This is a genomic window from Agrobacterium burrii (assembly GCF_017313405.1).
GTDB classification, from domain to species: domain Bacteria; phylum Pseudomonadota; class Alphaproteobacteria; order Rhizobiales; family Rhizobiaceae; genus Agrobacterium; species Agrobacterium burrii.
In genome coordinates this window covers 342,425-363,059 of the sequence record NZ_JAFLNA010000005.1, presented here as the reverse complement: position 1 = coordinate 363,059, position 20,635 = coordinate 342,425, and the positions used below count along the sequence as shown (strand labels likewise).

Genomic DNA, 20,635 nt, shown 5'->3' with positions numbered 1-20,635 from the left:
GTCATAAGGTTGTCAATAGGCTCGCGGGGTTATCCCTCGCCTGAAAATCAAAAATGCCGCCTCGCGGCGGCAGGGGCACTATTGTCAGTTCGTTTGCCGATGTCAACAAAAGTCCGCGTTTCCCGGGCTTCTCAAGCACTAGTAGGCAGCCGCGGGAGAGCCCCAAGGTGTTGCCTTTCTGACTCAACACCCCAGCAAGTTGGGGAAAACCGGAAAATCGATTCCAGATGATTCCCGCGACTCTTGCCACGGAGTCGGGCTGGCACTAGGTTAATCGCTAATTACTAGACTGCATTGCGGCGGAACTAGTCACCTAAAATCCGGTAGGAACCACGCTTGCGGCACACCCGCGAGACGGAGATGGATTCTGCCGAAATATACGCGACAAGCGGAGAAGCGGCATGAACTGGACAGACGAGCGGGTCGAGAAACTCAAGAAATTGTGGGCCGAAGGACTTAGCGCCAGCCAGATAGCAGCACAGCTGGGCGGCGTCAGCCGTAATGCCGTGATTGGCAAGGTCCACCGTCTCAATCTGCCGGGACGCGTCAAGGCTGGCGGACCGGTCACTTCGGCACGCTCCGCGCCCAAGCGCACAGCAGCACCTGCCCCGCGCGCGACAAATTTCGCGGGCCGCGTCAATGCGGCGCCGGCCCGAATTCTCACCCGTTCGAACGCGGCAACAGCGCTGCACGAAGAAATCGGCATCGAGACCGCCGAAGTTCTCGACTACGTTCCTTCTTCCAGAAATGTCGTTACGCCGATTTCCCGTCGCCTGACGCTGACGGAACTGACGGAGCGCACCTGCAAGTGGCCGGTCGGCGACCCGTTGAAGGATGACTTCCACTTCTGCGGTTGCGAGGCGCTGGAATCCTCGCCCTATTGCAAGTTCCATGCGAAGCTCGCTTATCAGCCGGTCAGTGAGCGCCGTAAGGCTTGAGTGTTGCGGCACGCATTCAGCACTCAAAAACTACGGGCCTTCTGGCCCGTTTTTTTTGACAAAATCAGGCCGGTTGGGAAATACGCCAGTGGCATGCCTGACCGTTTCCGCCATCACCGCCGTGTCTTGCCACACAATCCGGATACCCGCGGGCCGTCGATTGGCCGTTCAACGGATGGAGTTTCATTTTTAGGGAATGTTCAAAACCGAAAGGCCCGAAACCGGAATGGTGTCGGGCCTTTTTGATTTTTGGTCGGATTTTGTGCTCACTGAAGCTGCAAACCCGGCTTCGCTCAAGCTTCCATCGAATACCCGGCACCGCGGACGGTGCGGATGACATCCTGCATGTGAGAAAAATTAAGCGCCTTGCGCAGGCGTCCGACGTGAACGTCAACGGTGCGCTCATCGACATAGATATCATGACCCCAGACGCCGTCCAGCAACTGCGAGCGGGAGAACACCCGACCCGGAGATGTCATTAGGAATTCCAGCAGGCGGAATTCCGTCGGCCCAAGACGGACTTCGCGGCTTTTGCGGTGAACACGATGGGTTTCGCGATCCAGTTCGATATCGCCGCATTTCAGCACCGATGAAAGAACCTCGGGACGGGCGCGACGCAGCATCGCTTTGACCCGGGCCATAAGTTCCGGCGTCGAAAACGGCTTGACGACATAATCGTCGGCGCCGGTGGCAAGACCGCGCACCCGCTCGCTTTCTTCACCGCGCGCTGTCAGCATGATGATGGGCAGGCGTTCGGTTTCGGGCCGCATTCTCAGGCGCCGGCACAGCTCGATGCCGGAAACGCCGGGCAACATCCAGTCCAGGATGAGAAGATCCGGAATACGCTCCTGCAGCCTGATTTCCGCCTCGTCGCCACGGGGTATCGTGTCGACGTCATATCCCTCAGCCTCGAGATTGTAACGAAGGAGGACGCTCAACGCTTCCTCGTCTTCCACAACTGCAATCTTGGGCACCATATGCTGAACTCCGCAAGCTTCTGCTTGTCTGTTATTCGGTCACAGAACCGAGTGTGTTGGAACTATCGTCCTTCGGACGCTCGCCCTCCGGCTGGCTGCCGGTGGCCATGTAATAAATTGTCTCAGCGATATTCGTCGCATGATCGCCGATACGCTCAATGTTCTTGGCGCAGAACAAGAGGTGCGTGCAGGTGGTGATGTTGCGCGGATCTTCCATCATGTAAGTCAGAAGCTCACGGAAGAGCGACGTGTACATGGCGTCGATTTCCTCGTCACGCTCGCGGATGGCGTTGGCCTTCTCGGCGGAACGCGTGGAATAGACGTCAAGTACTTCCTTGAGCTGCACCAGCGCCAGTTCCGACAGATGTTCGAGACCGCGGGCAAGCTTGCGTGGCACGCCGGTGCCGGCAACCGCGATAACGCGCTTGGCAGTGTTCTTGCCAAGGTCGCCGACGCGCTCGAGATCGCCGGCAATACGCAGCGTGCCGATGATTTCGCGAAGATCGGCCGCGACAGGCTGCCGTCTGGCGATGGTGACGATGGCCTTGTCGCCGATCTCGCGCTCGGAATGATCGAGGATCGCGTCGTCGGAAATAACCTTCTGCGCCAGCGCAGCGTCGGAATTGACCAGTGCGCGCACGGCATCCGCGCACATCTGCTCGGCCAGACCGCCCATTTCGGCGATGCGGCGGGTCAGGAACTTCAATTCGTCGTCATAAGCGGACAGAATATGCGAATGGGTCGTTGTCTGTGTCATGGTCTAATCCTCCGGCTTGGCCTTCATGCACGTACACGCCAGCGGGGCACGGCAAAGGCACCAGTCTTGTTCGGTTTCGATAAAGCGCCGGCCGGAAATCAGCCGAAGCGGCCCATGATGTAGTCCTGCGTGCGCTGGTCGTCCGGATTGGTGAACATCTTGTCCGTTTCGTTTTCTTCGACAAGATGACCAAGGTGGAACATGGCGGTCCGCTGGGAAACACGTGCTGCCTGCTGCATGGAGTGCGTGACGATAACGATCGTATAGTTGGCGCGCAGTTCGTGGATCAGTTCCTCGACCTTGGCGGTTGCGATCGGATCGAGCGCCGAGCAGGGCTCATCCATCAGGATAACTTCCGGGCTGACGGCAACCGCGCGCGCAATACACAGACGCTGCTGCTGACCACCGGAAAGGCCGGTGCCGGATTCATGCAGTCGGTCCTTGACCTCATTCCACAAACCAGCCTTCTGCAGGCTCTGTTCGACGATCTGGTCCATATCCGCCTTGTTGCGGGCAAGACCGTGGATGCGCGGACCGTAGGAGATGTTCTCGTAAATCGTCTTCGGGAACGGGTTCGGCTTCTGGAACACCATGCCGACGCGGGCACGCAATTCCACGACGTCGATCGCCTGGTCGTAGATATCGTCGGTGTCGAGGGTGATCTTGCCGGTGACCCGGCAGCCATCGATCGTGTCGTTCATGCGATTCAAGGTGCGCAGGAAGGTGGATTTACCGCAACCGGACGGACCGATGAGCGCAGTCACCGTGTTCTCGCGGACATTGAGGTTAACGTCGTAAAGCGCGCGCTTTTCGCCGTAAAAAACCGAAACGTCCTTGCCGATCATCTTGTATGTAACTTCATTCATTTTCTTGTCCAGCGCCTTTTCAACTGCTGCTTCCGACAACATGTTCATTGCTCAATCTCCCTCTACCAACGCCGTTCGAAGCGGCGACGCAACAGGATTGCGCCAACATTCATGACGATGAGGAACAAAAGCAGGATGATGATAGCGCCGGATGTTCTTTCGACAAAGGCACGTTCAGCTTCGTTCGCCCACATGTAAATCTGCACCGGCAGCGCCGTGGACGGATCCATCGGCGTTGTCGGATAATTCGCGACGAATGCCACCATGCCGATCAAGAGCAGCGGCGCCGTTTCGCCCAGCGCATGGGCAAGGCCGATGATGGTGCCGGTCAGAATGCCCGGCATTGCAAGCGGCAGGACGTGATGGAAGATCGTCTGCATCTTCGAGGCGCCAAGACCGAGTGCTGCAGCGCGGATCGACGGCGGCACGGCCTTCAAAGCGGCGCGGGTCGCGATAATGATCGTTGGCAACGTCATCAGCGTCAGGACGAGGCCGCCGACCAGAGAGGCCGAGCGTGGAAAGCCCATGAAGTTGATAAAGACGGAAAGGCCAAGCAGACCGTAGACGATCGAGGGAACAGCCGCCAGATTGTTGATGTTCACTTCGATAAGGTCAGTCAGGCGGTTCTTCGGGGCGAATTCCTCGAGATAGATCGAGGCTGCGACACCGATCGGCAGCGAAAGCACCAGCACGATCATCATCATGTAGAAGGAGCCGATGAGGGCAACGCCGACACCCGCCGCTTCCGGACGGCTCGAATTGCCGTTGACGAAGATCCCGGTATTGAAATGTTTGCCGAGCTGGCCGCTTTCGGCAAGCTGGTTCATCCAGCCGAGCTGCTGGTTCGAGATACGGCGGTTGGCTTCATCCACCGTCAGATCGACCTGGCCCTTGAAGGCGCTGTCGACATCGCCCGATGCCAGAAGCGTGACAGTGCGCGTGGTACCGATGACGGCAGGATCAGCAATGACGATGTCGCGCAGCTGGGTGCGGACGCTGTCGGAGATCATGACGTTAACGGCGCGAAGTCCGGCCCGGTCCGTTGGCGCGACGCCGAGAACCTTGGCGACCGCATCGCGGGCGAGGACGGGATAATTGGCCGTCATCAGCTTTGCGGGATTTGCGGCCCGTTCATTCTTCGGATCGATGATCTGTTCGGAAAATTCTACCGGAACGGTGATCATCGTCTGCTGGAAGGCGGTGTATCCTTTGGATACAACCGAAAAGAGCAGAAGAAACAGGAAGATAAGGCCGAACGAGATAGCTGCCATTCCATAAGCACGGAAACGGCGTTCGGCGGCGTAGCGGCGCTTGATGCCGATATCACGGCGCGTGGCCCGGTTCGCGGCGGCAGCGCCGGTTGTGGGAGAAACGATGTCGGTCATTCATATTGCTCCCGGTATTTGCGCACAATGTAAAGCGCGTAGATATTCAGGCAAAGCGTGATGGCGAAAAGCGTGATGCCCAGTGCGAAGGCGACCAGCGTCTGCGGCGAGGTGAATTCAAGGTCGCCGGTCAGCTGGCTGACGATCTTGACCGTCACGGTGGTCATGGGTTCGAAGGGGTTGATCTGCAGGCGGGCAGCAACGCCGGCGGCAAGAACCACGATCATGGTTTCGCCGATCGCACGCGACGCCGTCATCAGCACAGCACCGACGATGCCGGGAAGTGCCGCGGGAACAATGACCCTCTTGATGGTTTCAGAGCGCGTGGCACCGAGACCGAGAGAGCCGTCGCGCAGCGAGCGCGGTACGGCGGTGATGATATCGTCCGACAGCGAAGAGACATAGGGGATCAGCATGATGCCCATGACGAAGCCGGCGGTGATAACGCTCTGCGCCTGGATGAAGTTGGCGTAGTTACCGGTCGCGATGCCGCTGATCTGCGTGGAAATGTCTCGCAGGAAAGGACCGACCGTCGTCAACGCAAAGAAGCCATAGACGATCGTCGGAATACCGGCGAGCACCTCGAGCAGCGGCTTGACCACGGAGCGAACGCGCGGCGTCGCGTATTCCGACATGTAGATCGCCGCGAACAGTCCGACCGGCACGGCGACCACCATGGCGACGAGACCGATATAGAGCGTGCCGGCGAGCAGCGGGATCAGACCGAACTGGCCGGAGGAATCCGTTGAGCCAGCCGCCGCAAAACGCGGATCCCACACCGTTCCGAAGAAGAACTGGTGTGCCGGAACCATGTTGAAGAACTGGATGGCTTCCGTCAGCATCGACAGGACGATACCGATCGTCGTCAAAATCGCGATAGACGATGCGACGAGCAGAGAGGCAAGAATGACCCTTTCGACCTTGTTTCGCGCCCGGAAGCGCGGAGCGATCGAACGCAGCGCATAAGCGGCGCCACCGAACGCGGCCGCCAGCACGACGGCGATCATCGCAATGCGGCTGGTGGAGGTCATTGCATTCAGCGTGTGGGCGGCCTCGATCATGAAGCGTTCGGGATCGCCGGCAATCGCCACACCCTTCGATGCCAGAAGCGGCCTTACCGCAGCCGTATCCGCATCGACCTGCGCGGTTTCTTCCGTTGTCAGGCGCTGAAGACCACGGGCGATGGAGCTCACCATGCCGTAGGTCAGGCTCTGCTGCGCCTCGGACTGGGCACGCACGTCTTCAGGGAAATCGCCTCGTACCGCCGAAGTGACGACCAACGGGCTGATAACAAGCCAGATACAGAGAATGAACGCCGCGGGCAGCACCGCCCAGACGACAGCGTAAGAACCGTGATAACCGGCACGGGAATGCATGCTGGAGGGACGCCCGCCAGACAAAGCAATGGCGCGGCGGCTACCGAGCAGATAACTGCCGATGCCGATCAGCGCCAGTATCAGCAAAAGGATCGATGTGTTCATTAGAATTCCCTCGGCGTGCCTCAAGAGCACGGTGCGATATCGGGCAAATCAAAAAGTCATCAAAACGAGACCGCTGGACCATCCAGAGATGCCTGCCTTTTGACTGTATCAAAGTCTGGCAAGCGTCAAGGTTGATACATCCTATCCATCTGTAATCCATAAACAATTATGTGGATGGCGATGAATCGGAACTGTCAACCGGAGACAATCGCCGAAGCGGAGAGGCACCGGGCGGAACAAGGGGCGCGGCAAGCCGCGCCCCTCATTTTTATTACATGGAAGCGCCGGCCGTGAACTTGGCGCGGATTTCTTCGCGCTCCTTGTCCGGAGCGGCAACCAGGCCGTAGTTGGCGAGCGGGGACTCAGGGCCGATCATCGCGTCAGAAACGAAGAATTCGACATATTCCTTGAGGCCCGGGATGACGCCCAGGTGAGCCTTCTTCACGTAGAAGAACAGCGGGCGCGAAACCGGGTACTTGCCGCTGGCAACGGTTTCCGTGGACGGAACGACGCCCGAAACAGTGGCGACCTTCAGACGGTCAGCGTTGTTTTCATAGAAAGCAAGGCCGAAAACGCCGAGGCCGGTCTTGTTGGCGTCGATGCGGGCCAGCGTTTCGGTGTAGTCGCCGTCGATGTCGACTGCAGCGCCGTCCTTGCGGACTGCAACGCACTTTGCAGCAGCCTGCTTGGCATCGGTAACAATCTTCTTGATGGCGTCGGTGGCGCCGGCTTCCTTGCAGCCGTCAGCCATGATCTTCTCTTCGAAGACTTCGCGGGTGCCGTGCTTGGAACCCGGGATGTAAGCGGCGATCGCTACATCAGGCAGTTCCTTGTTGACTTCCGACCACTTCTTGTTGGGGTTGGCAACGAGCTTGCCGTCCTTGACGATTTCAGCGGCGAGCGCAAGGTACAGGTCCTTCGGCTCAAGCTTGATGTCCTTGTTGGAAGAGTCCATTGCGAAGACGATACCGTCGTAACCGATCTTCACTTCCTGAACGTCGGCAACGCCAGCAGCCTTACAGGCGGCCAGTTCGTCGCTCTTGATCGGGCGCGAAGCGTTGGCGATGTCGATGGTGCCTTCACCAACGCCGGAGCAGAACGCCTTCAGACCACCGCCCGTGCCGCCGGACTCAACAACCGGAGCCTTGAAGTTCGGGAAGGTTTCGGCAAAGGTTTCAGCAACGATCTTGGCATAGGGCAGAACCGTGGAAGAACCGGCAACCTGGATCTGGTCGCGAGCAGCGGCGGCGCCAGCGAAGGCGACAGAAGCCACCAGAGCTGCTGCGGAAAATTTAAGGATGTTCATTTGTCTCTCCCGTCGTGGGCTTGTTTGTGGACGCGGCCGATAGCGGCACTCGCTCAAAGCATGCGCTCGGCGATCTTTTCTTAACCACCGTAGCCACATCCTTTTATGTCACTTCCGTGAAAGATTTGTGACAGTCTAAATTATTGATTTAATTTATAGAATTTTACGACATTAAAAGCAGACAGATATTTTATGTCAGAATCTGACCGTGAAGTCCGTGCCGTTGCCCAATTCCGATTTAATGATGAGGCGAGCGCGGTGGCGGGTGAGGATGTGCTTGACGATGGCAAGCCCCAGACCCGTTCCCTTTTTGGAGCGGCTATCGGCGACACTGACGCGATAAAACCGCTCCGTCAGACGTGGCACATGTTCGGCGGGAATGCCTGGCCCCTTGTCGATGACGCTCACTTCCACCGGCTTGCCGGGTTCGGCGCGCAGCCAGACATCCACGACCTTGCCCTCCTGCCCATATTTACAAGCATTTTCAACGAGGTTCTGAAATACCTGCACCAGTTCGTCGCGGTCGCCCTGCACTTCCGCCGGCCGATCAGGCAGATGCAGGGTGATCTCCACATCCAGTTCATTGGCGAGCGGCAACAGCGCGTCCCGCACATGACCGATCACCGAGACCAGATCGACCTTCTGGTCCGGCGCGATATTCGCTCGCAGCTCCAGCCGTGAAAGCGACATCAGATCATCCACCAGCCTGCTCATGCGGGTTGCCTGATCCAGCATGATGGCGAGGAAACGTTCCTGTGCTTTCGGGTCGTTGCGAGCCGGACCCTGCATGGTTTCGATGAATCCGCGCAGCGAGGCGAGCGGCGTGCGCAATTCATGGCTGGCATTGGCGACGAAGTCGCTGCGCATCCGGTCGATGCGGCGAAGCTCCGACACATCGCGGAACGACAATATGTAAAATGGCGGGCCGGCCACCTCCCCCGCATCCGCGCGAGCAATGCGAACGATGAAGACCCGCTCGGATGGAAAACGCTCCGAATGCTCGACCTGATTGGGCTGGCCGGTGGTGATGGTTTCGCGGATGACATCCAGCAGGCCCGGAGATCGCAGGCGGGCGGAAATATGCGCGCCGGGCGGAAGCAGGCCGAAAGCCCGTTCCGCCGCACCGTTCTGAAACAGCACGCTGGCATTCTTGTCGAGAATGAAGACCGGCGTATCCAGCACCGCAAGGCCAGCCCTGACGCCGGAAATGACACTTTCCGCCGGCGCTTCCGGTTCATCCGTTTCCGTAATCGCATTTTCATCCGTCTTCGGGGCCGCCGGCCGTTCCCGAACGGCGAGAATGGCGATGATGGCGCAGAGCCAAAGGACGGCCGGCATATAGGGCGTATGCAGTTCCGAAACGGCCACGATGGCCAGCATGCTGACGACGAGAACGGGCAACCAGTTTCGGCCAAGCTTTCGTCCCAAAAGCTTTAATCCACGATCGCCTTCCATGACTGCCATTTCAGCCTGCTTTCCACTTTCACCTGACAGCGCATCGAATTCTCATAGGCCAGCTTCATGACAGAGATTCATCACCGCGCATTTTTCACAACGTATATGCGCAAAATCTGTGCCGCAATCGTCGCCGATGCCGCACCATGGCCAGCCCCTGCTCTTTCTCTTGAATTCTGCCGGTGGATATGAACTCATTGGCGGTGAGTTGCCTTTACACAACAATAGCCGGAGAACAAATATGGCCGAAGACACCAAGAAGCGATCGGTGGAGCTTACCATTGGCGGCAAACCGCGCAGCTTCGACATCGACGATCCGGTTCTTCCCGACTGGGTGGAGGACAAAAAACTCTCCGCCGGCGACTTTCCCTACGACAAGAAGATGAAACGGGAAGACTACGATGCCGCGCTGGAGGCGCTGCAGGTGGAGCTGGTGAAGGTGCAGTTCTGGCTGCAGGCCACCGGCAAACGGGTGATGGCGGTTTTCGAAGGCCGCGATGCGGCGGGCAAAGGCGGCGCGATCTTCGCGGCCCGGGCCTATCTCAACCCCCGCTACGCCCGCGTCGTGGCGCTGACCAAACCGACGGAAACCGAACGCGGCCAATGGTATTTCCAGCGCTATATCTCACATTTTCCGACTGCCGGTGAATTCGTTCTCTTCGACCGTTCCTGGTACAACCGCGCAGGCGTCGAGCCGGTCATGGGCTTCTGCACCCCGGAAGAACACAAGCGCTTCCTCAAGGAAACACCGCGGCTGGAAAAGATGCTGGTGCATGAGGACATCCATCTTTTCAAGTTCTGGCTCGACATCGGCCGCGAGACGCAGATCGAACGCTTCCATGATCGCCGCCACAGCCCGCTGAAATGCTGGAAGCTTTCGGACATGGACATAGCAGCGCTGACGAAATGGGATGATTACACGCAAAAGCGCGACGAGATGCTGGAAAAGACCCACACCGACGCCGCTCCCTGGACGGTGGTGCGCGCCAATGACAAGCGCCGCGCCCGGGTGAACCTCATCCGCCACATTCTCGATGCGCTTGACTATGACGGCAAGGACAAGAAGGTGATCGGCGAGATCGACGGCAAGATATTGGGGTCGGGTCCGGAGTTTCTTAAATAGAACAGGAAGACGATGGCAAGCGCTCCTGACGGCGGCGCTTGCCATTCTTCCTATAAGTTATACATTGATCGGTGTTTTTATACATTGATCGGTGTTTTCGATGGAAAATATTATTTTATTGATACTCTATGTATGTGTGAACACGTACTTTTTTGTATCCATTACAATATCTGACATTCGAGATATTATGTTTTACAGGAAGCACAATTGGGACTTTAGTATTGATAGCCAGCCGAAATGGAAGTTGTACGAAGGGGAGTCAGATAAGCAGACTTCAAACAAATCAAGAGTAATATTTTCGCTTCCAATTAATATTTTATGTTTAATTTTTAATTGTTTTGGAATTTATTTTCTAATAAAAGAATACTTATAAATATAAAATATACATACGATGCTATCTAATAGTATTGGAAAGAATTTCAGTTGGAATCATAATAAAGACTATCCTATCCTAATTTACTGACCAGGCAGAATCCGCACCGAGTAAAGATTGACCGGGCGGCTGTTGCCGTCGATATCGCTGTTGATGAAGATTTTGCCGGGTGCGTTGGGCGCGAGCGAACGCTCGAATGTCGCGTTCAGCAACATATCCGCCCGTTCAGCCGTGGCCGTAAAGCGGTGGCGTGAGCAATCTCCAAGCGTGGCGAAATCGCAGGCGACGGAAACCTGCGTCTGCCGGTCGCTGGATGATTGCAGCGTAATGGATATGGTCGAGGACTTGCCCGCCATGTCACGCATGACTTCCACCGGAACCTCGACGCTGACCGCACCATCCTGCGAAACACTTCTCGACGTTACTTTTATCGCCTTGCCGGCAGGTGTGGCGATGTTTTCGACCGTCGCACGCGGGCCTGCCGAAACTCCGGCACTGCCGCGCTCGGCATTAAAGAGTTCCACCCAGTCGTCGGAAAAACCACGGCCGGCGGAGAGGCTCGGTGCGGGCTCCGCGCCGTTGAAGTCCTCTGCCTGGACCTGGGCCGGCGGATTGGGCACGCTGGTATCGCGCTGCGCGGGCGACAACAGCAGGCCGGACGAATAGACCCACCAGGCGCCAAAACCGATAAAGGCGAGAAGCGTCACGTATATGAAAAGCCTTGCAAAAAGCCCGCGGCGCTTGCGGCGGCCAACAGCGCCTTCCGGGCGGAAAGCAAGCGAGGCATCGCCTGCGCTGGAGCCTCTCTTTGATGGCTTTGCATTGCGCAGACCGGCGCTTGGAGGCTCCACGGCAGCGGTGGCGCCCCGCCGCGCGTCACGCGTTTCGCCACGCAGTTCCGGCTCGATGGCCATATCGCCGTGGTGCTGCGACTGCGAAACGGGATCGACCGAGGGTTCATCATGGGCGACACTTTCCGGCAGTGGCGGCCGCAATTGCTGCTCCACCCTGTCCAGAAGCCGGTTGCGCTCTTCATTCTCAATCACATGAATGAGGCTTTCGAGCCGCTGACGTTGCTGGGCGACGACCTGTGGTTCGTCTATGCCCTGCTTGCGCAGGCCCGCTTCCAGCGCCTGGCGGGATGATTGGTAAATCCGTGCACGAACTTCGGCGTTCGATCTGTCCGATTTTTCCAGAGCATTTCTGATTGCCGTTTCCAGTCCGCTCACGACCGATCCTTGTTCTATGCGCTTTGCAAAAATATGCGGCGCTGCGTCATTGGTTTACGATTCGGTAACGGCTATGCCGCGCCTCCGCAAGCATCGTTTGATATAAAGACCGGATTGCCTTGGGGAAAATCGATCCATTGTGGCGCTGCGACCGCAGGTTTGCGACGCTGGTACGGCGCCGTTTTCGCTTTCAATCCGTCGCCGAACACGATATTAGCTTACGTGCGCGTAAACGTAATTCATGGGAGGAAACATGCTGCCGTCCGTGCTGAAAGACAATCTGCGTCTTCCGGTCGTAGCGTCACCGCTATTCATTATTTCGCATCCGCAATTGACGCTGGCGCAATGCAAGGCGGGTGTCATCGGCGCTTTCCCGGCGCTGAACGCGCGGCCTGAAAGCCAGCTGGACGAATGGCTGGCGATGATGACCGAAGAGCTTGCCGCACACAACAGCGCCAACCCCGATCGTCCAGCGGCGCCCTTCGCAGTCAACCAGATCGTGCATATGTCCAACCGCCGGCTGGAACACGATCTCGGCCTCTGCGTCAAATATAAGGTGCCGGTGGTGATCTCCTCGCTCGGCGCCGTGCCGGAAGTTAATGCGGCCGTCCATTCCTATGGCGGTATCGTGCTGCACGACATCATCAATGATCGCCACGCCCGCTCCGCCATCCGCAAGGGCGCGGACGGGCTGATTGCGGTGGCGACCGGCGCTGGCGGACACGCCGGCACGCTTTCGCCCTTCGCCCTCGTGCAGGAAATCCGCGAATGGTTCGATGGCCCGCTGCTGCTGGCCGGCGCCATCGCCAATGGCGGCTCCATCCTTGCCGCACAGGCCATGGGCGCAGACATGGCCTATATCGGCTCGCCCTTCATCGCCACGCAGGAGGCACGCGCTTCCGACGGCTACAAGCAGGCGATCGTGGATGCCCAAGCGAAGGACATCGTCTATTCGAATTATTTTACCGGCATACACGGCAACTACCTGAAAAGCTCCATCGTCGCCTCTGGCATGGATCCCGACAACCTGCCCGAAGCGGACCCTTCCAAGATGGATTTCGAAACGGCAACCGGCGGCGCAAAGGCCTGGAAGGACATCTGGGGCGCCGGCCAGGGTATTGGCGCGGTCAAGGCGGTGGAACCGGTGGCGGATCTCGTCGATCGACTGGCACGCGAATATGAGGCGGCCAGACACCGCATCTGCGCGAAAGCCTGAGGCATTCATAAACAACGGACAGGCAAAGCTTTTTCTCGGAATTTTCAAAACCAGCACATTCAAGGCTTGAAATCCGTCGGCATTGCCTGTATCAGCCCGCCATGAAGCTGATCCGTAACAAACGGGTCACAATCGGGCCGCTTTAGCTCAGTCGGTAGAGCACGTCATTCGTAATGACGGGGTCAGGTGTTCGAGTCACCTAAGCGGCACCATTTTCCGAATAAACAAGAAACCTTATCCCATCGATAGGCTCGACGGCCCCGATTTCGCACGGCTTCACGTGGCGATTGAGGCTGCTCAGAAGTTCTGATGACCATTGAGGATTGTCGCCCGCCGGATTTTGTCACTCAGACCTCTTCAGCCAATTATTGACTGCCGGTCCGACGATGTGTATCAATACACATATGAAAAGTGGCGATATCATTTCGGCATTGGCGGCAGATGGCTGGTATGAGGTGAGCACCAAAGGTAGCCACGTCCAGTTCAAACACCCAGCCAAACAAGGCCGCGTGACCGTTCCTCACCCGAAGAGGGATTTGCCGATCGGCACACTCAAAAGCATTGAAAAACAATCCGGACTGAAACTGAGGTAGAACCATGAGTAATTATATCGGACTGATCCACAAGGACGGTGATAGCGATTACGGCGTTTCTTTCCCTGACTTTCCGGGCGTTGTGACCGCAGGCACCGATCTTGATGATGCGCGCCGCATGGCGGAAGAAGCTTTGGCGTTCCATGTTGAAGGTATGATCGAGGATGGTGAAGCCATTCCCGAACCATCTTCTCTCGATACCGTCATGGCTAACGCGGAAAACAGTAATGGCGTCGCCATCCTGGTCGCTCTCAAGGCGGAGAGCAAGAAGTCTGTTCGTCTCAACATCACACTCCCGGAAGACGTTCTGAAAGAGATTGACGCGTTCGCGGAGGCCAAAGGGCTGACGCGGTCCGGCTTCCTGGCGCGGGCAGCTAAACATGAGATGTCGAACGCAAGCCGCGACGATCATCGGTAGGTCCGTTTGGCTGACGTGCGATCGTCACGGCAAAAGTGTTTGAAACCAAACAGCCCGCCACACGTTGATCGGCAAGTCACTCTCAACCAGAAAGCCAGATATCGTGGACGTCATTCGCATTCTTATCGCCATCCTTCTGCCGCCCGTCGGTGTGTTCCTTCAGGTCGGGCTTGGCCTGCAGTTCTGGCTCAATATTCTCCTGACGCTGTGCGGTTATGTCCCCGGCATCATTCACGCCATCTGGGTGATCTTGCGGAAGTGAAATTCCGGCCCGCGATGGGACGTCCTCAACATTTTAGTACGTGATTAAATTCACATTATCTCCGGAACCTCGTCTTCTCCCTCACGTTAAGGTGATGACAAGCAGCCAAGGAGAAAATCATGAACCAGATCATCTACATCGTCGGCCTCGTCGTTATCGTACTGGCGATCCTGTCGTTTTTCGGCTTTCGTTGATCCCCGTTGTCAATTCACTCGCTTGCGCATATTCTAAACAGCAGTGACACACGGCCGCGCTCATGGGTTGCTCCGCTGTCGGGTGTATTTCGGGATCGCGTTGCTCTGGGAGGTGCACGATGAAGAACGAGAGATGGACAGAACCGGTCGAGGTCAATCTTGAGGCGAACGGCAAGAGTGTCGTCGCCGGCCCCTCTGAAGCACTGACTTTGCTCACGGAAGGCTGGCCGAAGATTGGTGGGTTGAGCTTCGTGAGAGCCAGAAGCGCCTGCCGCGCCGCCCTTGACGGGCGCAAATCGCCGGAGGAAGCGCGCAAATGTTTCACCGATGCGGTTTCCGAGATGCAGAAAAACCCGCATTAAATTGAGATAAAACGAAAAATGGCTCCGTCATGGAGCCGTTTTTCCGTATGTCGCGCTTCCGGAAATTGTCCGGAAACGCTTTGTCTTGGGTGCGATCAAAAGCCGCTGCCTCTTACATCCAGTAAGGCGCGACGCCGTAATAGTCATGAACCTTGCGGTCCTTGGCGGTCAGCAGATCGTTATCATCGAGATTGGCGAAATGCGGCGCGTTTTCGATCTCTTCCTTGGTGAGATCGATGCGGTAGCCATCAAGCTCCTCGTCATAGTGCAATTTTTCCCAGGGGAGCGGATAATAATCGTCGCCAATGCCGAGGAACCCGCCGAAGCTCAAGACCGCATAGGCAACACGGCCGCCGCGCTTTTCCAGGAGGATGCGCTGGATCGAGCCGATATGTTTGCCGTCAGCACCATAAACGCGGGTGCCTTCGACCTTGTCGCTGGCGATCAGGCTCAGTGTATCCTTGACATAGGGGTCCTGTCCGGCGCGGGGTTCCTGATGCAATGTCATCTCTTCCTCCTTGATTTTCCTCGTTGGTGTCACGTCCTGTAAACCCTGCGACGGGGAAATCGTTCCGAGGTGTTTCAAGCGCTGCGGCAGGTATTTTTTTGAAAGAGGACGGAACAAAAAGGCCGCCTATTGGCGGATTTTTTGCCAAACTGAGGGGGAAACCCCGACCATCTTGCGGAAGACGCGGGAGAAATGCGCCTGATCCGAAAACCCGCTGGCAATGGCGATGTCGGTCAGCGCCATGTCGGTTCGCATCATCAGTTCCTTGACGCGATCAATGCGCGCCTGCATCTGCCATTGATGCGGTGGCACGCCGGTAGACGCCTTGAAGGCGTGGCTGAAATGAGATTGCGACAGGTTGGTGAGTTCCGCCAGCTCCTCCAGCCGGATCGACCGCAGGCAATGTTCGCGGATGTAATCGGTCGCCGCCCTTAATTGCCAGGCGGCAAGCTTGCTGCGTTTCTTGACCGGCTCCCGCTTCACCTTGAGGAAATCCGTCAGCAGCGCCAGCACGAGGCTCTCGCCATAAAGGTCATGCAGGGGGTCTGGATTATCGCATTCGGCGGCGATCAACCGCGCCAGCGCCAGCAGGCGCTCATCCTCGAACATCAGATGCGGATCGAGCAGGCCGTGCGGGTCAAACCCCTGCACCAGCCGCGCGCCCAGCAAACCCGCATCGAAATGCAGATCGAGATGGCGCACGAAGGACACATTGCTAAGTTCCGCATGCACATCCAGATCGGCGGGCACGAAGGAAATCCGGTTCGCCTTGGAGGAACCGTAATTGTCGCGGCGGGAGCGGTTCATCATGAACCGGCTGTCATCGCTCCCGTCCATATCCAGCAGGAAAACAAACCGCGGGTCCTTGCCGACATAACGGCCGCCCGCTTTCGGGGCGCAGCGCACGTCCCAGAGATCGGCGACGATGCCGTTCCATACCCTGGAGCGCGGGCCGCCGATGACGGCAAAGCCCTCGATCTCATTTTCCATCCGCACGCGGAAAGCCATGGCCTCTTGATCCCGCAAGGCGCAAAGGCGCCTCTATAAACATGATAAATCTATTCATGTTTATAGAGGCAAACTATATTTCCCGCAACTCTTCGCCGTTGAAGGCAGTTTACCACTTCTTGGCAAGCTTGAAGGTGATGGTACGGCTGTCGCCCCAGCCGCAGACCGAGACACCGGCGCAGCTCTTGACATATTCCTTGTCGAAGACATTCGCGACGTTGACGGACGCCGTCCAGTCGTTCTTCTCGTAGCGGATTGCGGCATCGAAGACCGCGGCATCCGGAACGCGCAACGTGTTTGCCGCATCCGCCCAGGATTTACCCTGATAGCGCACACCACCGCCGATGCTGAGGCCTTCAAACGTATCATCGGTGAAGGCGTAGTCCACCCACAGGGACGCGGTGTTGGCGGGCACGATCCATGGGGATTTGCCGATCAGGTTGGGATTGGCATCACGGGTAATCTCAAGATCAGTATAGGAATAAGAAGCAAGGGCCTTCCAGTTGTCGGAAAGATTGGCCTTGGCTTCCAGCTCGAAGCCGGTGGATTCCACCTGTCCGAACTGCCCGCTCGTGGTCACGCCGCCAGTCGTATAGGACACGATGGCATTGTCCTTGACCAGCTTGAAGACGGAGGCAGTGATGCTGCCATCAAAGAAAGTTGGCTCGTATTTGATACCTGCTTCGAACTGGTGCCCCTCCTCCGGTGCGGCCGGGGTGCCATCGCCAAGCGTATCGATCAGCGGATTGAAGAAGGTGGCCCCCGAGACATAGGGTGTCAGGCCATTGTCGAATTCATAAGCGAGGCCGGCCCGGCCGCTCAGCGCATCGTCATTGGAGCGGAAAGAAGCGCCTGCCGGCAGCCTGTTGTTCAGCTCCGTATCGACATAATCGTAACGACCGTTCAGCGTCACCAGCCAGCCATCACCGAAACGCAGCTGGTCCTGCGCGTAGATGCCGATCTGCTGCTGGGTCACGACATTGTCTGCATAAACGAAATTCGTTCCCTGCGTCGAGCCATAGACCGGCTTGAGCGCGCCGATCGCATTCGATCCGCAGCAGGCCTGCACCTGATCCAGCTTGTAGTATTTATAGTCGAGACCAACGAGCAGCGAATGGCTGACCGCACCGGTTTCAAACTGGCCTTCAATGCGGTTGTCAACGCCGAAGCTGTCCGCCTTCGACAGGCCGTCATAACCAAAGCGGGTCAGCATATAGTCGTTGGTGGTGGCATCGAGGATCGGCTGGCCGTTAGCGTCGGCATTGGCCCAACCGCCCGGATAGGGTCCGGTCTCGTGCTTGTAGAGGTGGCCGTAACGGGCGTTCTGGCTGATCTTCCAGCCATTGTCGAATTCATGGCTGACTTCGTAACCCACCATGGACTGGTAGACGCGGCCATTGTCGAGGTCCGGTTCGCCATAAAAGGCCTTGCGGTCGAGCTTGCCGAAAGGCGCATCGACCACGGTGCCAACATAGGGCAGGAAGCCGTTGCCGACATGCACCTGATCGAGCGCCGAGAAATATCCGTAGAGCGTGGCGCTTGTCTGCGCATCCGGCTCGAAGGTGATCTGCGGCATGATGAAGCCGCGCAGGTCCTCTGAGTAATCGGTGTAATTATCGCCGCCGGAAACCTTGCCGGTGACGCGGTATTTCCACACGCCCTCAGCATCTACCTTGTCGCCGAGATCGAAACCAAAGAAGGCATTGCCGAAATTGTTGATGCCGATTTCCGTTTCACGAACCGGCGTATCCTGGGTCTGCTTGCGGACCAGCTGCACGATACCGCCGGGATTGGCGCCGCCATACAGCACCGAGGCCGGCCCTTTGAGAACCTCCACCCGCTCCAGACCATAGGCATCCATCTGGAAACCGCCGAAACCATAGCTGAACAGGTTGAGCCCATCGAGGAAAACGCCGGTCTGGGTGGCCTGAAAACCGCGAATGTAAAACCAGTCGGTATCCGGATCGGTGCCGAAGGGCTCCGCCGTCACACCGGGCGTATAGCGCAGCACCTCGTCGATTTTCGTCACGGCGCCGCGATCATCCATTTCCTTGCGGCCGACGACGGATACGGATTGCGGAATGTCTTTCGTTTCCGTGTCGGTCTTCGAACCGGTGGCGCTTTTCTTCGCGACGTAACCCCGGACCGGACCCGTGGCATTTTCCGCCCCCTGCCCTTCGACGGTGATTTCCCGCAGAACGGTCGTTTCCTGTGCGTGGCCCATCACCGGCGCCATCAAAACAACGGCAGCCGTTCCCAAAGCCAGGCGGCCCAAAAACATCCTATGCAAATTTTTCAAGATATGCCCCGAAACAGATCGCGGACGACGGTCATAGCCGGCAGGCCGCAGCACTTCAATTAAGATGAGTATTTACATCAGGATTAAGGCGGGATGCTTGTCGTTTTCCGGGAGGATTTGAAGCTTATTGGCCTCTCGCACTGTTTTGTGCCCGTCATCTATGTGGCGAGACCCAGCCATCAACCTTTGCGTCGGCCGATCCTTGCAAGCAGCATGACGGGAAGGATGCCGATGACGACAATCGCCAGTGCGGCGATTGCCGCCTCTTCATAGGTGCCGCGCGCCGCTTCGCCGTAGAGATGGGTCGCGAAGGTCTCGAAATTGAGCGGCCGCAATAACAGCGTGGCGGGGAGTTCCTTGACACAGTCCACGAAGATCAGCAACGCCGCTGCCGCAAGCGATGCCTTCGAGAGTGGTAGGTGGATCTGGCGGAATGTCTGGGTTGCGGATCGCCCGAGTGTTCGCGAAGCATGATCGAAGGATTGCGGGATACGGCTCAAGCCCGCATCGACGCCGCCGGCTGCAATGGTGAGGAAACGTGCCGAATAGGCATAGATCAGGGCTGCACCGCTGCCGATGAAAATAAGGCCGGTGGAGATGCCAAACCAGTCGCGCATGGTCTGGTCGACAAACCTGTCGAAACCACCGAGCGCAATCAATACGCCGATGGCAATGACCGTGCCGGGGGCTGCATATCCCACCGTGGAGAGGCGAAAGGACCAGAGCGAGAGACGCCCCGGAGCAAGGCGCATCGCGTAAGCAACTGCAAGGCCGAGAATGAGGGTGATTATCGTCGCCATCCCGGCAAAGACGATGGTGTTCAAAGCCTCCTCGGTAAAACGGGCCGACAGGCCGCTGAAGCGGAATCGTTTCCATGCTTCGATGACGAGATAGCTCGCCGGCGCCACAAAACCGATCAGGACCGGCAGGCTGCCGAGTGTAAAAGCGCCGCAGGCCTTGAGGCCAGTAAGGCGCACCGGCTCCAGCTCCCGGCTTTTCTGCGCGGAAACCGAATAACGCTGCTTGCGCCGCGCCCAGCGTTCAAACGCCACGAGTGCGACAACGATGAATAGCATGGAAAGCGCGATCTGCGCCGCACCCGGCAGATCGGATTTCGTGACCCAGGTGGTATAGACCGAAACGGTGAGGGTGCGGACGCCCAGAAATTCCGACGCGCCGATATCGTTCAGCGCTTCCATAAGGGCAAGGCTGACACCCACCGCGATTGCCGGGCGCGCCAGCGGCACCGCCACTTTGAAAAAAGCCGCCCGTCTGGAAACCCCAAGCGTGCGGGCGGCCTCCAGCAGATTGCCAGCCTGTGTGAGGAACATGGCGCGGACCGGGATATAGACATAGGGAAACAGCACGAAGCCAAGCAGGATGATACAGCCCGTCATCGACCTTATATCTGGCAGGCGGAATTCACGCGGGCTGGAATAACCGAGCAGCCAACGGATCACCCCCTGCACCGGCCCGATGGGGTGCAGAATATCCAGATAGGCATAGGCGACAATATAGGTGGGCATGGCCAGCGGCAGCAGCAACGCCCATTCCAATATCCGGCGACCGGGAAAATCATAAGCGGTGACCAGCCAGGCCGAACAGGTTCCGATGATACCGGCCAGCAGGCCGACACCGGCCAGAAGGATGACCGTGTCCGGCAGGGCGGTCAAAAGAACGCTTGCGCCGAGATGCGCCCACAGGCCTGCCGAACCCTGCACAGCCTGGGAGACGAGCGCAACAACCGGCACCATGGCGCCGCAGACCGCCACCATGGACAGGAACAGCCACCAGAAGGCGGATGAAAACCTTGGTCTCGCGCGGGACGTCAATGGCTGGACGGCGTGTGGATTCATGAGCTTCTTGAAAATACAGGGAAAGGCGC

19 protein-coding genes and 1 tRNA gene are annotated in these 20,635 nt (G+C 57.8%); 8 read left to right on the top strand and 12 right to left on the bottom strand.

Going from position 1 to position 20,635, the window contains the following annotated elements; translation table 11 throughout:
• Positions 1–401 precede the first annotated feature (401 nt).
• Positions 402–938 carry a GcrA family cell cycle regulator gene (locus JZX89_RS12610; RefSeq protein ID WP_149898472.1) on the top strand — a complete coding sequence of 179 codons (537 nt, stop codon included), beginning with the start codon at positions 402–404 and terminating at the stop codon, positions 936–938.
• A 293-nt stretch (positions 939–1,231) separates the two neighbouring features.
• Here the strand turns inward: JZX89_RS12610 and phoB are convergent, their stop codons facing one another.
• From phoB to phoR, 7 genes are all read right to left on the bottom strand, one after another.
• Positions 1,232–1,915: a phosphate regulon transcriptional regulator PhoB gene (gene phoB, locus JZX89_RS12605; protein WP_003493692.1), complete on the bottom strand. Its 684-nt coding sequence runs from the start codon at positions 1,913–1,915 to the stop codon at positions 1,232–1,234.
• A 31-nt stretch (positions 1,916–1,946) separates the two neighbouring features.
• Positions 1,947–2,672 (bottom strand): phosphate signaling complex protein PhoU, encoded by a 726-nt coding sequence (gene phoU / locus JZX89_RS12600; RefSeq protein WP_142840984.1) that lies wholly within the window; start codon positions 2,670–2,672, stop codon positions 1,947–1,949.
• A 98-nt stretch (positions 2,673–2,770) separates the two neighbouring features.
• Positions 2,771–3,586 (bottom strand): phosphate ABC transporter ATP-binding protein PstB, encoded by an 816-nt coding sequence (pstB, locus tag JZX89_RS12595; protein WP_149898471.1) that lies wholly within the window; start codon positions 3,584–3,586, stop codon positions 2,771–2,773.
• A 14-nt stretch (positions 3,587–3,600) separates the two neighbouring features.
• A complete protein-coding gene (gene pstA, locus JZX89_RS12590; RefSeq protein ID WP_153515150.1) occupies positions 3,601–4,923 on the bottom strand; it encodes a phosphate ABC transporter permease PstA in 1,323 nt (440 codons plus the stop codon).
• Positions 4,920–6,404: a phosphate ABC transporter permease subunit PstC gene (gene pstC / locus JZX89_RS12585; protein ID WP_153515151.1), complete on the bottom strand. Its 1,485-nt coding sequence runs from the start codon at positions 6,402–6,404 to the stop codon at positions 4,920–4,922. The genes pstA and pstC overlap by 4 nt, the downstream gene beginning before the upstream one ends.
• Positions 6,405–6,675: 271 nt before the next feature.
• Entirely contained in the window at positions 6,676–7,710 is a 1,035-nt protein-coding gene (locus JZX89_RS12580; protein WP_149898468.1) for a substrate-binding domain-containing protein, read from the bottom strand.
• 195 nt (positions 7,711–7,905) lie between these two features.
• Positions 7,906–9,174, bottom strand: a complete 1,269-nt coding sequence (phoR, locus tag JZX89_RS12575; RefSeq protein WP_207134215.1) for a phosphate regulon sensor histidine kinase PhoR — start codon at positions 9,172–9,174, stop codon at positions 7,906–7,908.
• 232 nt (positions 9,175–9,406) lie between these two features.
• Here phoR and ppk2 point away from each other — a divergent pair, with 232 nt between their 5' ends.
• Entirely contained in the window at positions 9,407–10,288 is an 882-nt protein-coding gene (ppk2, locus tag JZX89_RS12570) for a polyphosphate kinase 2 (RefSeq protein ID WP_149898466.1), read from the top strand.
• A 456-nt stretch (positions 10,289–10,744) separates the two neighbouring features.
• Here ppk2 and JZX89_RS12565 read toward each other — a convergent pair whose 3' ends face one another.
• Positions 10,745–11,890: a hypothetical protein gene (locus JZX89_RS12565; protein ID WP_207134214.1), complete on the bottom strand. Its 1,146-nt coding sequence runs from the start codon at positions 11,888–11,890 to the stop codon at positions 10,745–10,747.
• 253 nt (positions 11,891–12,143) lie between these two features.
• Between JZX89_RS12565 and JZX89_RS12560 the strand changes: the two genes are divergently transcribed.
• The 6 genes from JZX89_RS12560 to JZX89_RS12535 all read left to right on the top strand — a co-directional run bounded on the left by JZX89_RS12560 (position 12,144) and on the right by JZX89_RS12535 (position 14,935).
• Positions 12,144–13,106 (top strand): NAD(P)H-dependent flavin oxidoreductase, encoded by a 963-nt coding sequence (locus JZX89_RS12560; protein WP_207134213.1) that lies wholly within the window; start codon positions 12,144–12,146, stop codon positions 13,104–13,106.
• A 136-nt stretch (positions 13,107–13,242) separates the two neighbouring features.
• Positions 13,243–13,318 (top strand) — tRNA-Thr (locus tag JZX89_RS12555).
• A 192-nt stretch (positions 13,319–13,510) separates the two neighbouring features.
• Positions 13,511–13,699: a type II toxin-antitoxin system HicA family toxin gene (locus JZX89_RS12550; protein ID WP_207134212.1), complete on the top strand. Its 189-nt coding sequence runs from the start codon at positions 13,511–13,513 to the stop codon at positions 13,697–13,699.
• Between the two features lie 4 nt (positions 13,700–13,703).
• Positions 13,704–14,117 (top strand): type II toxin-antitoxin system HicB family antitoxin, encoded by a 414-nt coding sequence (locus JZX89_RS12545; RefSeq protein WP_207134211.1) that lies wholly within the window; start codon positions 13,704–13,706, stop codon positions 14,115–14,117.
• 103 nt (positions 14,118–14,220) lie between these two features.
• Positions 14,221–14,379, top strand: coding sequence for a YqaE/Pmp3 family membrane protein (locus JZX89_RS12540; protein ID WP_149898461.1), 159 nt, complete (start codon positions 14,221–14,223; stop codon positions 14,377–14,379).
• Between the two features lie 313 nt (positions 14,380–14,692).
• The gene (locus tag JZX89_RS12535; protein ID WP_046799388.1) at positions 14,693–14,935 is read left to right on the top strand and encodes a DUF982 domain-containing protein; all 243 of its coding nucleotides are present in this window, start codon (positions 14,693–14,695) and stop codon (positions 14,933–14,935) included.
• Between the two features lie 112 nt (positions 14,936–15,047).
• Here the strand turns inward: JZX89_RS12535 and JZX89_RS12530 are convergent, their stop codons facing one another.
• From JZX89_RS12530 to JZX89_RS12515, 4 genes are all read right to left on the bottom strand, one after another.
• On the bottom strand, positions 15,048–15,443 hold the full coding sequence (locus JZX89_RS12530; protein ID WP_207134210.1) for a PRC-barrel domain-containing protein: 396 nt from the start codon (positions 15,441–15,443) through the stop codon (positions 15,048–15,050).
• 126 nt (positions 15,444–15,569) lie between these two features.
• Complete coding sequence (locus JZX89_RS12525) at positions 15,570–16,451, bottom strand: helix-turn-helix domain-containing protein (protein WP_207134209.1); 882 nt, start codon at positions 16,449–16,451, stop codon at positions 15,570–15,572.
• Positions 16,452–16,560: 109 nt separating this feature from the next.
• A complete protein-coding gene (locus JZX89_RS12520) occupies positions 16,561–18,750 on the bottom strand; it encodes a TonB-dependent siderophore receptor (protein WP_207134208.1) in 2,190 nt (729 codons plus the stop codon).
• A 179-nt stretch (positions 18,751–18,929) separates the two neighbouring features.
• Positions 18,930–20,606 (bottom strand): ABC transporter permease, encoded by a 1,677-nt coding sequence (locus tag JZX89_RS12515; RefSeq protein WP_207134207.1) that lies wholly within the window; start codon positions 20,604–20,606, stop codon positions 18,930–18,932.
• Positions 20,607–20,635 lie beyond the last annotated feature (29 nt).

Coding starts and splice junctions, on each gene's coding strand:
- phoB (WP_003493692.1), bottom strand. CDS start 1,915: ATGGTGCCCAAGATTGCAGTTGTGGAAGACGAGGAAGCGTTGAGCGTC.
- phoR (WP_207134215.1), bottom strand. CDS start 9,174: ATGGCAGTCATGGAAGGCGATCGTGGATTAAAGCTTTTGGGACGAAAG.
- JZX89_RS12545 (WP_207134211.1), top strand. CDS start 13,704: ATGAGTAATTATATCGGACTGATCCACAAGGACGGTGATAGCGATTAC.
- JZX89_RS12560 (WP_207134213.1), top strand. CDS start 12,144: ATGCTGCCGTCCGTGCTGAAAGACAATCTGCGTCTTCCGGTCGTAGCG.
- JZX89_RS12580 (WP_149898468.1), bottom strand. CDS start 7,710: ATGAACATCCTTAAATTTTCCGCAGCAGCTCTGGTGGCTTCTGTCGCC.
- JZX89_RS12525 (WP_207134209.1), bottom strand. CDS start 16,451: ATGGCTTTCCGCGTGCGGATGGAAAATGAGATCGAGGGCTTTGCCGTC.
- pstB (WP_149898471.1), bottom strand. CDS start 3,586: ATGAACATGTTGTCGGAAGCAGCAGTTGAAAAGGCGCTGGACAAGAAA.
- JZX89_RS12530 (WP_207134210.1), bottom strand. CDS start 15,443: ATGACATTGCATCAGGAACCCCGCGCCGGACAGGACCCCTATGTCAAG.
- JZX89_RS12535 (WP_046799388.1), top strand. CDS start 14,693: ATGAAGAACGAGAGATGGACAGAACCGGTCGAGGTCAATCTTGAGGCG.
- JZX89_RS12515 (WP_207134207.1), bottom strand. CDS start 20,606: ATGAATCCACACGCCGTCCAGCCATTGACGTCCCGCGCGAGACCAAGG.
- pstA (WP_153515150.1), bottom strand. CDS start 4,923: ATGACCGACATCGTTTCTCCCACAACCGGCGCTGCCGCCGCGAACCGG.
- ppk2 (WP_149898466.1), top strand. CDS start 9,407: ATGGCCGAAGACACCAAGAAGCGATCGGTGGAGCTTACCATTGGCGGC.
- pstC (WP_153515151.1), bottom strand. CDS start 6,404: ATGAACACATCGATCCTTTTGCTGATACTGGCGCTGATCGGCATCGGC.
- JZX89_RS12550 (WP_207134212.1), top strand. CDS start 13,511: ATGAAAAGTGGCGATATCATTTCGGCATTGGCGGCAGATGGCTGGTAT.
- phoU (WP_142840984.1), bottom strand. CDS start 2,672: ATGACACAGACAACGACCCATTCGCATATTCTGTCCGCTTATGACGAC.
- JZX89_RS12610 (WP_149898472.1), top strand. CDS start 402: ATGAACTGGACAGACGAGCGGGTCGAGAAACTCAAGAAATTGTGGGCC.